Annotated in this window: 10 protein-coding genes and 2 tRNA genes; 3 read left to right on the plus strand and 9 right to left on the minus strand. The window is 67.7% G+C overall.

Going from position 1 to position 13,209, the window contains the following annotated elements:
* Nucleotides 1-232: 232 nt before the first annotated feature.
* The 7 genes from ACYVK7_RS18090 to ACYVK7_RS18120 form a co-directional block, all read right to left on the minus strand.
* Complete coding sequence (locus ACYVK7_RS18090) at nt 233-604, minus strand: helix-turn-helix domain-containing protein (RefSeq protein ID WP_460889103.1); 372 nt, start codon at nt 602-604, stop codon at nt 233-235.
* Between the two features lie 85 nt (nt 605-689).
* Entirely contained in the window at nt 690-2,069 is a 1,380-nt protein-coding gene (locus ACYVK7_RS18095) for a tyrosine-type recombinase/integrase (protein ID WP_460889104.1), read from the minus strand.
* Nucleotides 2,070-2,262: 193 nt separating this feature from the next.
* A tRNA-Gly gene (locus tag ACYVK7_RS18100) sits at nt 2,263-2,333 on the minus strand.
* Nucleotides 2,334-2,487: 154 nt separating this feature from the next.
* Entirely contained in the window at nt 2,488-3,429 is a 942-nt protein-coding gene (locus tag ACYVK7_RS18105) for a carbohydrate ABC transporter permease (RefSeq protein WP_460889105.1), read from the minus strand.
* A 1-nt stretch (nt 3,430) separates the two neighbouring features.
* Nucleotides 3,431-4,348, minus strand: a complete 918-nt coding sequence (locus ACYVK7_RS18110) for a carbohydrate ABC transporter permease (protein WP_460889106.1) — start codon at nt 4,346-4,348, stop codon at nt 3,431-3,433.
* Nucleotides 4,345-5,658 carry an ABC transporter substrate-binding protein gene (locus ACYVK7_RS18115; RefSeq protein WP_460889107.1) on the minus strand — a complete coding sequence of 438 codons (1,314 nt, stop codon included), beginning with the start codon at nt 5,656-5,658 and terminating at the stop codon, nt 4,345-4,347. The genes ACYVK7_RS18110 and ACYVK7_RS18115 overlap by 4 nt, the downstream gene beginning before the upstream one ends.
* A 67-nt stretch (nt 5,659-5,725) precedes the next feature.
* Nucleotides 5,726-7,651: a glycoside hydrolase family 127 protein gene (locus tag ACYVK7_RS18120; protein ID WP_460889108.1), complete on the minus strand. Its 1,926-nt coding sequence runs from the start codon at nt 7,649-7,651 to the stop codon at nt 5,726-5,728.
* A 234-nt stretch (nt 7,652-7,885) separates the two neighbouring features.
* On the opposite strand from ACYVK7_RS18120, the gene ACYVK7_RS18125 reads away from it, so the two are divergent.
* Together ACYVK7_RS18125 and ACYVK7_RS18130 are read left to right on the plus strand one after the other, a co-directional pair.
* Nucleotides 7,886-8,905 carry a LacI family DNA-binding transcriptional regulator gene (locus tag ACYVK7_RS18125; protein ID WP_460889109.1) on the plus strand — a complete coding sequence of 340 codons (1,020 nt, stop codon included), beginning with the start codon at nt 7,886-7,888 and terminating at the stop codon, nt 8,903-8,905.
* A 179-nt stretch (nt 8,906-9,084) separates the two neighbouring features.
* Nucleotides 9,085-9,158 (plus strand) — tRNA-Pro (locus tag ACYVK7_RS18130).
* Nucleotides 9,159-9,238: 80 nt separating this feature from the next.
* Here the strand turns inward: ACYVK7_RS18130 and ACYVK7_RS18135 are convergent.
* A complete protein-coding gene (locus ACYVK7_RS18135) occupies nt 9,239-9,787 on the minus strand; it encodes a tyrosine-type recombinase/integrase (protein WP_460889110.1) in 549 nt (182 codons plus the stop codon).
* Between the two features lie 401 nt (nt 9,788-10,188).
* On the opposite strand from ACYVK7_RS18135, the gene ACYVK7_RS18140 reads away from it, so the two are divergent.
* The gene (locus ACYVK7_RS18140; RefSeq protein ID WP_460889111.1) at nt 10,189-12,279 is read left to right on the plus strand and encodes a KAP family P-loop NTPase fold protein; all 2,091 of its coding nucleotides are present in this window, start codon (nt 10,189-10,191) and stop codon (nt 12,277-12,279) included.
* 209 nt (nt 12,280-12,488) lie between these two features.
* On the opposite strand, the gene ACYVK7_RS18145 is transcribed toward ACYVK7_RS18140, so the two are convergent.
* The gene (locus ACYVK7_RS18145; protein WP_460889112.1) at nt 12,489-12,764 is read right to left on the minus strand and encodes a hypothetical protein; all 276 of its coding nucleotides are present in this window, start codon (nt 12,762-12,764) and stop codon (nt 12,489-12,491) included.
* Nucleotides 12,765-13,209: the final 445 nt, after the last annotated feature.

The raw sequence follows: 13,209 nt of genomic DNA on the forward strand, positions 1-13,209 counted from the left end.
ACCGCGCCCGACGAGCCCACTACCAACGACGCGAAGGCAGCATCAGCGCAGCCCACAGACCCGATCTACGGCTGTAGTACTAGTTGGGAACTTGCCGCCCGTGGTGATCGAAGCATCGGAAGGGTGAGGTGGCGTCACGGCTCACGGTCACCCTGCGCACCAAAGGCTCGCCATTCACCTAGACGCACCAGGTCCGACCACGAGCAGAAACGCCACCCTGTCGACGTCCGCGCTATGTTGTGCATCGTTCGATGTAGGCCTCGACCGCTGAGCGTTTGGCGAGTACGCGCCGACCGATACGCGTCGCCTCGATCTCGCCGTGGCGAACCAGTTCGCCGGCAGTCCACGGCGAGACGTCGAGGTAGTCAGCGATGCCCTCGTACGAGAGCCATGGATCGCCGGCGTTGCCGACCTTTTCGGCCCGGTAGGCATCGAGGACAGACTGGCGCACGCGAATGCGGTTGCCTATCCGTGCGCAAGGCCCGAACCGCCCGCGGCGGACCAGCTCGCCGAACCACCACCGGGACATACCGAGGATCTGGGCAGCCTGCGTGGCGCTCACCAGCGGATCGGCGTTGCTTGAATTGAGGGGCGTGGCGCTCATCATGCACCTCCGACGACTCGTCTGGAACGTCACCATGAGGTGCACAGGCGGTGCCCGGTGACGACGTCCGGGCACCGCCTGGAAGTTACGCCGGGAATGCGAGAACGTTCGGTGCCTGCTGGGCCGTATCCAGTGCAGCCATTCGCTCCGCAAGACGCGCGTCCCCGTCATCCGTCGCGTGCTGGTACACCATGGCCGCTGCGACGGTGGAGTGGCCGAGTCGCTTCATCAGCTCGGCCAGCGTCGCACCGGCCTGAGCTGCGCGGGTCGCGGCGAGGTGGCGCAGGTCATGCCAGTGCAGTTCCGGCGGCATCCCAGCACGAGACTTGGCCCGAGAGAACATCTGGCTTCGTTGACCTCCGCGGAGTGGTCGCCCAGTGCTCGTAGCAAAGACAAGTGCGTCTGGATCCGGGTCAGTGAACTTGTCCAGATGGACAAGGAGCGCCCGGGCGGCAGGAGGGGGTAGGTGGACGCCACGCTTGCCCGCCTCTGACTTCGGCGGCCCGAAGGAGATCGGCTTTCCCTTGACGTCCACGAGTGCCCGGGTCACACGGAGTCGTACCCCGCCCGCCCCGGTCCGCTCGATGTTCTTGCGCTGCAGCGCGAACAACTCCCCAGCGCGCAGCCCCGACCAAGCCGCCACGATGACCGCCGCGCGGTAACGCTCCGATCCGCCGACGCACCCGGCGGCGATGGCATCAACGACGCTTCCGGCCGGGATGACGCGTTCGGCAGGGTGCGTCTGGGCGCCGCCACGGATCGTGCAGGGATTAGCGTCGAGGAGCCGGTCGCGCACCGCGTCGCTGCAGACGGTCCGCAGTAGGGCGTAGGCATGCGCAGCTTGCGTCCGGCCGGTTACCGCCTCCGCTCGCACGGCGTTCTTCGCTACGCGTGGCGAGCCCGCATCGCGCCATGCCTGCCACAGTGCAGCGGGCATACGGCCAGATTCTTTGACGGGGCGCGCGCTCTGCCGCGCCCAAGCTCGTACATGGGCGGCGTCGGAAAGTTTCGTATGCCTCGAAAGCCAGGCCGTCGCCGAGGCGGCTGTCGCCGCTTTCAGTGCGACGTACCACTCGGAGACGACACCGTGTGTGATCGCGCGCAGCGGGAGATCGCCGAGATTGATCTGCCGACCTGTGCCAGGGACGTCGAGCGCCGTGAGGATCCACCGGTCCAGGAGGCCCACGTAGCCGTCGCGGGTGGTCGGCTTGAGCTCGCGGATCGAGAGCCAGGTCCGGGCGTACTCGCGCAGCGGGACATCACCGGTCTCCGGCGCGCGATACGTGCCGCGGTGAATGTCGGCGAGAACCTTGGCCAGGGCGGCGTTTGCATCCTCGTATTTGTCGAAGGTACCGACCGGCCGCCGGCGACCGTCGAGACCCGTGTAGCGGGCCTGCCAGCGGCCGGGGCGGGTCTCGCGGATGTTGCCGTACGCGGCGCGGCGGCCGCGTCGTCGCGTCTTCATACCCGCAGGTGTGCCCGGAACGTCCGGGTGAGTGTCTATGGCGGTGGGTGAGGTGGGCATCGGGGTAGCTCCGCTCCGGCCCCAGTTGTTACCAACTAAGGGCACGTTAGGGCACGGAGAGTGCCTTCCAGGCCCCCAGGAGTGCGAAGAGCGCAAGCCAGAAACCTGCTCTGACCTGCGCTCTCGCATGGAGAGCGGGCGACGGGAATCGAACCCGCGTAATTAGTTTGGAAGACTAAGGCTCTACCATTGAGCTACGCCCGCACGGCCGTACTCGTAAGCACGGCGCGAGCGATACCTTAGCAAACCTCGGGCCCTTGCGGACGCTCCCCACCCACGCACCGCGCCGCACCGCGCCGCACGCGCACCGCCCCGCTCGCGAGCAGCCCGCCCCGCACGCAAACCCCCGCGCCCACCGTCACCCCTTCACCGACCCCGAAGCCAGCCCCGCCACGTAGTACCGCTGCAGCGCCACGTACAGCACCACGCACGGGATCATCGCGATCACCGACCCGGCCGCCAGCAGCCCGAAGTTCACCTGCCCGTACGCCCCCTGCTGCAGGTTCACCAGCGCCACCGGCAGCGTGTACAGCGTCTGGTCCGTGAGGAACGTCAGCGCCCCGAGAAACTCGGTCCAGGACGCGAGGAACGCGTACAGCGCCGCCGTCGCCGCCCCGGGGATCACCAGCGGCCGGAGCACCGACGTGAGGATCCGGAACGTCCCGGCCCCGTCCACGTGCGCGGAGTCCTCGAGCTCCGCCGGCACGGCCGCGAAGCTGTTGCGCATCACGAAGATGCCGAACGGCAGGTTCACCGTCGTGTAGAACAGCACGAGGCCGAGCAGGTTGTCGGTGAGTCCCATGACGTTCATCTGCAGGTAGAGCGGCGTGAGGATCGCCTGGAACGGGATCATCAGGGTCACGAGCACCAGCCCGAACAGCATGCCGCGCCCCCGGAACGAGAACTTGGCGAACCCGTACCCGGCGAGCGTCGCGAGCACGGCGGTGAGCACCGCCGTCGAGACCGACACGATCGCGGAGTTCAGGATGCCGCGCCACACCTCCGGCTGGTCCGCGACCGCCTGGAAGTTGACCCAGGAGAGGTCGAAGAACCGCGCGTCGGGGGCCGCGACGATCACGTCGCCCGGCTGCCCCGCCCGCACGAACGCGATGCCGAGCGGCACCAGGAACACCAGCGCCGCGAGGGTCCCGCCCACCACGTACAGGGTGCGCTTGACGCGCGTGTCCCTGTCCGGCCCGCGGCCGCCCGGCGTCCGCTCCGGCGATCCGGGACTGTCCAGCGCACGGCGCCGGCCGGCGGACCCGCGAGCGGACACCGAAGGTTCTGTGACAGCAGTCATGTCAGCTCCTCTCTCGCAGCAGCCAGAACTGGGCGGCGGTGACCAGGCCGGTGATGACCACCAGCACGAGCGACATCGCCGTGGCCGCGCCGAGCTGCAGCTGCACGAACGCCCGCCGGTAGATCGCCATCACGATGGTCGTCGTCTCGGAGCCCGGACCGCCCTGGGTCAGGATGTAGAACTGGGTGAACGCGAGGAACGACCCGATCACGGACAGGATCACCGTCATGGCGATGGTCCGGCGCAGCATCGGCACGGTGATCTGCCACTCGCGCTGCCACCACGAGGCGCCGTCCATCTCCGCCGACTCGTACACCTCGCGCGGGATGCCCTGCATCCCGGACATGAGCAGCACCATGGTCAGGCCGGACACGCCCCAGATGACCATGACGCACAGCAGCCCGGTGGCCAGCGGCCCGTCGACGAGCCAGGCGGTGGTCCCGTCGGTGATCCCGAGCCACCTGAGCGCGATGTTCACCATGCCGCTGTTCGGCTGTGCCTCCAGCAGCATGAGAAAGCTCAGCGTCGTCAGACCGATGACGAACGGGACGAAGAAGATGGTGCGCAGCACCGTCGCGCCCCGGCGGTTGGACCGCACGAGCACCGCCAGCGCGTACCCGAGCAGCAGGATCGGCAGCGTGACGATCGCCGTGTACAGGAGGGTGTAGCCCAGCGAGCCCCAGAACGCCGGGTCGGTCAGGACCAGCCCGTAGTTCTCCAGTCCGACGAAGCGGTAGGAGCCGATGAGCGGAAAGTTCGTCAGCGAGATGTAGACCGCTACGACGAGCGGCACGAGCACGAAGACGACGACGAGCGCGACGGCCGGTGCCACGAGGGCCAGGCCGGTCCGCTCCGGGTGCGTGAGGGAGCCGTGCCGGCGGGCGCCCGCGGGCCGGGTGCGCACGGTCGGGGCGCTCATACCTGTGCCTGCCTCAGGATGCGGTCGTACGTGGTCTGGGCCTCGCTCATGGCGGCGTCGACCTCCCCGTCGAAGACTGCCTGGCGGAACATCCGGAGCCAGGGCCCGTCCTGCTGGTTGTAGATCAGGTTGTAGGCGAGCGTGGTGGGCGCGTAGCCGCGGTCGATCGCCTCGAGCGGCGGCAGCACCAGCGGGTAGTTCTCGGCGAACTCCGGCGTCACCACGTCGGACCGGACGGGGGAGTAGAAGCCCTCCGGCATCCGCGCCTGCTGCTGCACGTCGACGGCGAACTTCATGAACTCCCAGGCCGCCGACGGGTTGCGCGCGCCGTTCAGCATGCAGAGGTTGTCGCCGCCGTCGAAGAACGCGCGCCCGCCGTCGGGGCCCGGCAGCATGACCACCTGCGTGCGGTCCAGCAGCTCCTGGTCGGCATTGGGCACGACGACGCCGTACCCGGCGGGGAACATGCCGAGCCGTCCGGCGGTGTAGTCGGCCGACCAGCGCGAGGCGTCGTCGGAGAAGCTGCCCGGGGGCACGAGTTGCTCGGCCCACAGCGTGCGTTCGAGGTCGAGCGTGCGGCGCAGCGCGTCGTTGCCGACGACGTCGCCGCGCTGGCTGCCCACGTCGCCCGCGATGAGGTCGCGGTCGGTGGCCCACACGTGCGGCTGCACGGTGAAGCCGAGCGCCCCGGACGCGTTGCCGGGGAACGACCAGCCGTAGACGCCGTCGTCCAGGCCGGTGATCGCCCGGGCCGCCTCCAGGATCCCCGCGAAGTCCGCGGTGTGCTCCTCCACGGACAGGCCCGCGCGGTCGAACAGCTCGGTGTTGCAGAACAGCACCGAGAAGTCGCCGATGAACGGCAGCCCGTAGTGGCGCCCGTCCTTGGTGCTGAGCGCGAGGTGGCCGGGGCTCAGCGCGTCACCGATGCCGAGGTCCTCGATGAGCGGCGTCAGGTCCGTGAACGCGTCGCGGTAGGCGAACAGGGTCGAGTAGATGTCGTCGATGTCGATGACGTCGGGCACCCGGCCGCCGCGGATCGCGGTGGCGAGCTTGGTCACGTACTGCCCGTTCTGGATGGGCGTGACGGCCACCCGGATGCGGTCCTGAGCCTGGTGGAACGCGTCGACGACGGCCTGGGTGCCGTTCACCGTGTCCGACCGGCACCACAGGTTGAGCGTGCCGCTCGCGTTCTCGCCGAACCCCGCGGCCTCGATGTTCGCCGGCCGCAGCGTGCCGCCGCAGCCGGCCAGCGCGGCAGCCGCGGTGGCCGTACCGGCCAGCGCGAGCAGCTGGCGTCTGGTGAGCTCCATTGCTCTCCTCCCTTGCGCGTCGTGTACCGGTGGCCGAGCGCGTCGGCACGCTCGGCCACCGGGTCGTTCAGAGGGTCGGGATCCACACCCGCATGGCCTGCGGGCCACGGTTGGCCCAGGCGTAGTAGGGGATGGCGGTCAGCTCGACGTCGTCCACCGCGGGGGCCGACGGCGTGGTGGCCGGCCCGTACGGCGTCGTCGCGTCAGGCTCCGGCCCGGGTGCGACGGCGCCGCGTGCGCGCACCACCGTGACCCCGCCCAGCAGGTCCGGCCGGAACTCGTCGGACAGCTCGGCGGCGGCGTCGATCCGCAGGTCGTTGACCACCGCGCCGTCCGCCTGGTCGGGCTGCTCCAGCGCGTACACCAGGGGGCCGCGCTCGACGGCGACGCAGCCGCGCACGGCGTCGACCCGCGGGTCGGCGACCGTGAGCCGCGGTGCCATCGGCAGGTCGAGCACCACGGAGTCGCCCGCGGCGAACCGGCGTGTGACCCGGGCGTAGGTGCCGGCGGCGACGGGATCGCCGTCGAGCGTGGCGCCGTCGGCCCAGGAGGGGACGCGCAGGGCGAGCGTCGTCTCCCCGTCGGGCGCCTCCTCGACGTGCAGCGTCACGCGACCCTCGTCGGGGTAACGCGTGTCGACGCGCAGACTCAGGGTCCCGTCGCCGAGCGCGGCGGACACCGTGCCCGGCGCGTACTGGTGCAGCTGCAGCCCGGTGTCGTCGGTGGTGGCCAGGTACCCGGTGAGGCTGGAGACCGTGCGCATGATGTTGGGCGGGCAGCACGCGCAGTCGAACCAGCCGCGGCGGCCGTGCGCGGGGCTGCGGTCCTCGTCGGCGTGGGCCCCGGAGCGCAGCTGCAGCGGGTTCACGTAGAAGTACTCGGTGCCCGACAGCGACACGCCGGCCAGGAAGCCGTTGAGCAGCATCCGCTCGATCTGGTCGGCGTACCGGGCCTCGCCCGTGGCGAGCAGCATGCGCCACGCCCACTGCACGCCGCCGATCGCCGCGCAGGTCTCGGCGTACCCGCGGTCGGCCGGCAGCTCGAACGGGTCGCCGAACGCCTCGCCCTCCCAGCGCGCCCCGAGCCCGCCGGTCAGGTACTGCTTCTCGCGCTCCATCGAGCGGTACTGGGTGGCCAGGGCCGCGAGGAGCTCGGTGTCGCCGGTCTCGATGGCGACGTCGGCCGCCCCCGCTCCCAGGTACACCGCGCGTACCGCGTGGCCCTCCACCGTCGTGGCGCCGCGTACCGGGACCCGGTCGGAGAAGTAGGTCGGTGCCTTGCCGTGGCCCTCGATGATCCCCGTGCCGCGCGCCTCGACGAACCACCGCGCCAGGTCCAGGTACGCCCGCGTGCCCGTCTCCCGGTACAGCTCGACCAGGCCCATCTCGACCACCGGGTGGCCGTCGACCTCGCGCAGCTGCCCCTCGCCGTCGCCGAACGTCGCGACCTGGTGGTCGGCCAGCCGCACGGCGACGTCGAGCAGCTCGCGGTGGCCTGTTCCACGCACCTGCGCGACCGCCGCCTGGAACAGGTGCCCCGCGCAGTACAGCTCGTGGCTCCAGGGCAGGTCGCTGTACCGGGGCACGCCCCGCAGCTGCGGCACGGTGTCGAGGTAGCCGTCGTCGGCCTGGGCCGCCGCGAGCAGCGCCGTGACCCGCAGCTGGTCCGCGAGGAGCTGCTCGTCCGGCTCGCGGGCGTACTCCCAGGCGGCCGCCTCCAGCCACTTGTGGACGTCGGAGTCGGCGAAGATCGGACCGATCGCCTCGCCCTCCGCCACGCCGGCGGCGATCTCGAGGTTGCGGATGTTCCCGGCCTTGCCGAGCTGTTCGAGGCCTCCGGGGATCGCGGCCGACCGGTTGACGTCGGCGGTCCGGCGCCACAAGCCGGTGTCGACGGTGACCCGGCCGGAGACGAGAGGCCGGAGCAGTACCTGGCCGCCGCTGGTGGGTTCGGCGGGTCCGCGCACGGTGCCGCTGGATGGCAGGGTCGTCATCGATCTTCTCCTCAGGGACGGCAACAGCTGTCATGTCCGGAAACAAGGAATCCGATTTCCTGATCGTAGGGACGCCGCTTCGTCGCGTCAAAGGTTTCCGCAAAACTGCTTGTCAAGGCGCTTATGAACCCATCGAGGAGGTAGCATGGTGCTCGGTCCGCAGCGGTCCGCGATGTGCAGCGGAAACTGCGGAAGGAATGCTGACGGGTGGTGGACCAGGAAGGTCGGTGCGTGATGGACCGGGGAACCGTCGTGCGGATCACGGACGTGGCCGCGCTCGCGGGTGTCTCGCCGAGCACGGTGTCCAAGGCGCTCAACGACACCGGTTCCCTCCGGGAGAGCACGCGTGCGCGGGTACGGGAGGCGGCCGACCGGCTCGGGTTCGTGCCCGACGCGACCGCGCGCTCCCTGTCCGCGCGCCGCAGCTTCACCGTGGGCCTGCTGAGCACCGACTCAGCCGGCCGGTTCTCGCTGCCCGTGGTGCTCGGTGCCGAGAACGCCCTGGTCGGTGGTGCGCTGTCGGCGCTGCTCGCCACCGCCCGCCACGACCCGGTGCGCGAGCAGCACCACGTCCGCGCGCTCGTGGCCCGCCGGGTGGACGGCATCATCGTCACCGGCCGTTCCACCGAGCCGCGCGAGCCGATCCGGGTGCCGATGCCGGTGGTCTACGCGTTCGCGCCCTCCACGGACCCCGGTGACGCCTCCGTGGTGCCCGACGACGCCGCCGGCATGCGGCTCCTCGTCGAGCACCTCGTGGGGCTCGGCCGGCGTCGGATCGCCTACGTGGGCGGGCGTGCGGAACAGGCGGCGTCGACCCTGCGGCACGAGGCGCTGACCGCGGAGCTGCGGTTCCGCGACCTCGAGTTGGTGGGCCCGGCGCGCTACGGGGACTGGTCGGAGCAGTGGGGGCGGCGCGCCGTCGACCTCGTGCTCGACGGGGACGGCTCCGGCCCACCGCCCGAGATCGACGCGATCGTCTTCGCCTCCGACCAGCTCGCGCGGGGCGGCTGCGACCGTCTGCGGGAGCGCGGCGTCCGCGTGCCCGACGACGTGGCCGTGACCGGCTACGACGACTGGGACGTCATGTCGCTCGCGAGCCGGCCCCCGCTGACCACGGTGGACATGCGCCTCGAACGGCTCGGCCAGCGCGCGGCGGAGCTGCTGATCGCGGCGATCGAGGGCGACCCGGCGCACGGCGTCGAACGGCTCGCGCCCCGGCTGGTGGCGCGGGCGTCGACGCTGGGCGACGGGTAGCCGCCCCGCCCGCCGACGTGTCAGACGTACAGGTCACGGGAGTGACCTGTACGTCTGACACGTCGGGGTCCTGGCCAGGGCGTGAAATCGGCAGGTTCTGCCGCTGCGGATCCGTTACGATCTATTCCACGCGCGTAGTGTTCGTGCGGGTCGCGCGGGCCTACGTGCCTGGCGGACGACGGGCTGTGGCGCAGCTTGGTAGCGCATCTGCTTTGGGAGCAGAGGGTCGCTGGTTCGAATCCAGTCAGCCCGACCCATGCCCACCAGCACAGATACAGAACAGTGCTGGTGGGCTTCGTCGTCCCACACGACTGACGGAGCCTATTCGGGAGCCTAAGCGGATTCGGCATCGTCGCCGTTCTCCCTCACGACGTGCTGAAACACGGTGTCCATGATGCTCGCGCCGGACTCCAGAACGGGCCGCAGCTCGTGCCGGTATACCAGCTCGGTCACCGCCGTTCCCGAGTGACCCATCAGACGCGAGATCTCCTCGATCGCTAGCCCGTGCTGGGACAGGATCGAGACGAACGACGGGCGCAGCTCCCGCACTGTCCATTCCTCCGGATCGATCCCGGGCACCAGGCGCAGCGCGTGCCGGAACGCACGGAGCACGTTGTGCGCATCCTGCATCGTGCCGACCTGGGAGGGAAAGACCAGCTCGTTCTCTTGCCACCGTTCGCCCGCACGTTGCCGGGCACTGTCCTGTTCGGCCCCATGCTTGCGAAGGACCGTTCCCACGTAGCCGGAGAACGCGAGCGTGCGCCGAGACTTCGGAGTCTTCGTGTCGCCCCCGAACCGCACCGACCGCCAGACCTCGATGTGTGCCGGCAGGCCGCCCTCGGGCTCCAGCATCGAACCAGAAGCAGCCCACCAGTCGATCACGGTAGCCCTCGATGTTGCCGATGTCCGGGACCTCGCCTTGCTCAGCGACGGCGCGAGCCGGCTGGTCGACCGATTCGATCTAGCCAAGTGGGACACAGCCCTTGACCTGATTCGCGACCAAGGGTCCGAAGCGCTCATCCAGGCAGTGCGCGACGCCGAAGCATCGGATCCGCAAGGCCGGCGTTGGCCCCGAGGTAAGGCTGCTGACGACGCGACAGTGATCTACGTCTCGATAGAAGGTCCCCGACCTCTTGGGAGGTAGCGACCTGAGGCTGAGCCGACTCAGACCGGCCGGGTGATTAATCGTCGAATTTGTGTGTCCCACGTTCCTCCGGCTCGGCCAATACGTCAGAATCGTCCACAGAATCACTGAGACCTGATGGCGCGACGGAGGCCGGTTCATGAAAATCGATCAACACTACCCGCCGGTCGACGCGCCGATCGAGACCGCAGCGGACGACTTGCTTGAACGAGCTCGTTTGGCCCACGACCTCATCCGAGACATCCTCAAGATTGATGCGCGAACAGGGCTAGTAGTAGGGGTTATGGGGCCGTGGGGGCACGGCAAGAGTTCCTTTGTGAACCTCATAACGGAGGATTTGGAAGCCCTACCCGAAATAGAGGTGGTGGACTTTAATCCGTGGCTATTCTCGGGGACGCATCAACTCGCAGAAGCGTTCCTTGCCGAGCTAGCTGCGCAACTGGAAGTGAATGATAAGGCAAAATTCGGAGGCGTGGCAAAGAACATCCGCGACTACGCTGACGTGCTTCGTCCGCTCGCGGTGCTCCCAGTGGTCGGCGCGTGGACAGACCGTGTCATCGATATGGCTAAGGAGCTCGCAGCCTCATACCACGAGCGAAACGAGCAGAGCGTATCGGATCTTCGCGACAAGATATCGGCGCAACTCTCCGCCCTCGAATCGCCCGTTGTGGTTGTCATTGACGACATTGATCGCCTGACAACCGAAGAAATTCGAGACATGTTCCGCTTAGTTCGGCTCACGGCCAGTTTCCCGAACGTGATTTACCTGCTTTCCTTTGATCGCGAACGGGTCGAGTCTGCGTTGGAGGAGTCGGGATCTGCGGGACGGATGTATCTTGAAAAGATTGTCCAAGTCGGATTCGATATCCCGTCGACTCCCGCCACATTCTTGCGGGAGAAATTGCTCTCCGACTTCGATGACGTCGTCAGAAGGAACTCGGAGCCACGTTTCAATAGAGAACGTTGGCCGAATGTCTACGCGGAGATTATTGAGCCACTGGTGCACAGCGTGCGGGACATCGATCGTCTCGTGGCGGGCTCGCGCTTCGCTGTCATCAGCCTCGGGCACGAAATTGACATCGTAGACATCCTCGCGCTGGAAGCAATCAGGCTCTTCAACCCGGCGTTCTTCGAGGTGATTCGACGAAACCGAGACTTCCTTACCCGACTTTTCGGACCTACTGAGAGCGTCGCACAGCAGCGAGCGGAGGGTGAGCCGAAAATGAGGGAAATCCTCGCATCGGCTGCCGCCGGACAGCGTCCGGCAGACCCTGACATTACGGGTTCTTTTTTTGGGAGGATCCTGCCTGCGGGAAGTCAGTATTTTATGAATCGAACGCAAGGTTCAGAGTCGTTGGCATATTGGCGCCGGGAGCATCGTGTCGCACATCCCGACTTCCTTGCTCTCTATTTCGAGCGGCTCGCCCCTGCAGGAATGCATGCGCTACGTCTCGCAGAAACAGCGATCGAGCTCTTCAGTGACGAAGCGGCCTTCAAGAGCCACATGTGGAACTTGCCATCCGAGCAACTCCGGGCGACTCTTGATGCGCTTGAGCTCTACGAGGGAGAGTATCCCAGTGCTGGAATCTCGTCGGTCTGCGTGACACTCCTTGGCGTGGTGACTCGAGTTCCCGAGCAACCTGGACTCCTGTTCTCCTTCGATGGCAGCACGGCTGTTGCGCGCGTGATCCTGCGGATTCTGCGGTCCATTTCTGACGAAACTGCGCGCGAACGAGCCGTGGAAGACGTCCTGTCCGCAGCAAAACTCTATTCTGAGAAGCTGCTCATGTTGCGCGTTCTCGGCATCGGGCAAGAAGGGGGTGCCGGCCTTGCAAGCCCAGAATTCCTAGAGAGGAGTAAGTCGACGGTGGCATATCAAATAGCCTCGTCGCCGCCTTTATTTCCCAGCAGAGAATGGGACCTGCTTCGCGCCTACGTCTTTGCTTTGGATGAAGGGCACAGTTTAGATGCGAGTGCGTTCGACATGGATACGGTGTGGGCACTCGTTTTGTCGGCAAGAGCAACGAACAGGACCCAGGCTGGCGATTCACCGCAGGTTCAGGTTGAAGAGGTGCTTGCCTGGGACTTGTTGCTACGTGTTCTCGGTGATCAAGAACTCATCCAAAGAGCGGCGCAGAGGGCTAGGGCCGCTGGGGACAACTCGCGCATGGTCGAATTGGTTGAGCGGTATCTTGCTGGCTGGCGACATAGAGACATCCTGGACGCGTGAGGACTTTCTTTACTGACTCAAGGCGCGGCTCCGCCGCGCTCGGCCGTCCGGCCGGCGGGGGCCCGCGATGGGGCCCCGCGCTCCGGGCGCTTCGCGCCCTGCGCGCACTCCACCGCACCCCGACGGCCTACCGGCCCCAGACATGACAAGAGACGGTCCCGACAGAAGTGGTCGAGATCGTCTCTTCGGTGCTCAGCTCCAGGCAGCGGTCATGGTGCAGTGCGCGCCTCAACGGCGTGCACCCACGCCAGTTCGAACTCGTCTGCGGGGATCGTCTTCTCGTCGAGGAACTCCCCGGGCTGGAGGGCTTGATCCGTTAGAAGCATTCCGACGTCGTCATCCCACTCGTCCAGCGAACACAACCAGCGTTCGCCCACGCGCGTCACCTGCCTCCTTGGTTCAAGTCCCTCAAACTCAAACCAAAAGTCGGCCTCTTCGCCGTTCGAGGCCTCACCACTCGTCTTGTAGTGTGCGCGCACGATCATCCCTTCGATCCTCCCCCGCCAGGGGCAGGCAGTGCCTCCGGCGGGCACCAACCGAACACCAGAGGGGCAGGGAAACGCCCGTGGTGCCCCGTCCCTCCGTCATCCAACGGCTTGACCGGGACCCTGACACCGAACCTGCCGACAGTGCAACAGGTCCCGCCGACCGAGCTCACCACGTCGCCACCAGCTCGACGGGCGGGACCTGTTGCACTGCCGGCAGAACCGATGTCCGAGACGTGCCCCGCGCCGCCGGATGCCGGAGGGGCAGGGACCCCACGAAGCCCACCTATGACGAGGGCCAAGCTACAGACCCGCAGGGAGCCAATCCGGGAGCCAATGCGTCGACTCAGGGCGGCACACCCCCAGGGCCGCGGCAAAGTCGTGTCTGCTGGAGCGGGGTTGAGGTGGTCTGACCTGCGTCTTTGCTGGTGAGACGGGATGCGCG

The organism is Promicromonospora xylanilytica (assembly GCF_054782895.1).

Bases quoted from the DNA above. Each gene is read 5' to 3' on its own strand.
- ACYVK7_RS18105 (WP_460889105.1), bottom strand. From the start codon at position 3,429: ATGACTGCTGTCACAGAACCTTCGGTGTCCGCTCGCGGGTCCGCCGGC.
- ACYVK7_RS18140 (WP_460889111.1), top strand. From the start codon at position 10,189: ATGAAAATCGATCAACACTACCCGCCGGTCGACGCGCCGATCGAGACC.
- ACYVK7_RS18115 (WP_460889107.1), bottom strand. From the start codon at position 5,658: ATGGAGCTCACCAGACGCCAGCTGCTCGCGCTGGCCGGTACGGCCACC.
- ACYVK7_RS18125 (WP_460889109.1), top strand. From the start codon at position 7,886: ATGGACCGGGGAACCGTCGTGCGGATCACGGACGTGGCCGCGCTCGCG.
- ACYVK7_RS18145 (WP_460889112.1), bottom strand. From the start codon at position 12,764: ATGATCGTGCGCGCACACTACAAGACGAGTGGTGAGGCCTCGAACGGC.
- ACYVK7_RS18090 (WP_460889103.1), bottom strand. From the start codon at position 604: ATGAGCGCCACGCCCCTCAATTCAAGCAACGCCGATCCGCTGGTGAGC.
- ACYVK7_RS18110 (WP_460889106.1), bottom strand. From the start codon at position 4,348: ATGAGCGCCCCGACCGTGCGCACCCGGCCCGCGGGCGCCCGCCGGCAC.
- ACYVK7_RS18095 (WP_460889104.1), bottom strand. From the start codon at position 2,069: ATGAAGACGCGACGACGCGGCCGCCGCGCCGCGTACGGCAACATCCGC.
- ACYVK7_RS18120 (WP_460889108.1), bottom strand. From the start codon at position 7,651: ATGACGACCCTGCCATCCAGCGGCACCGTGCGCGGACCCGCCGAACCC.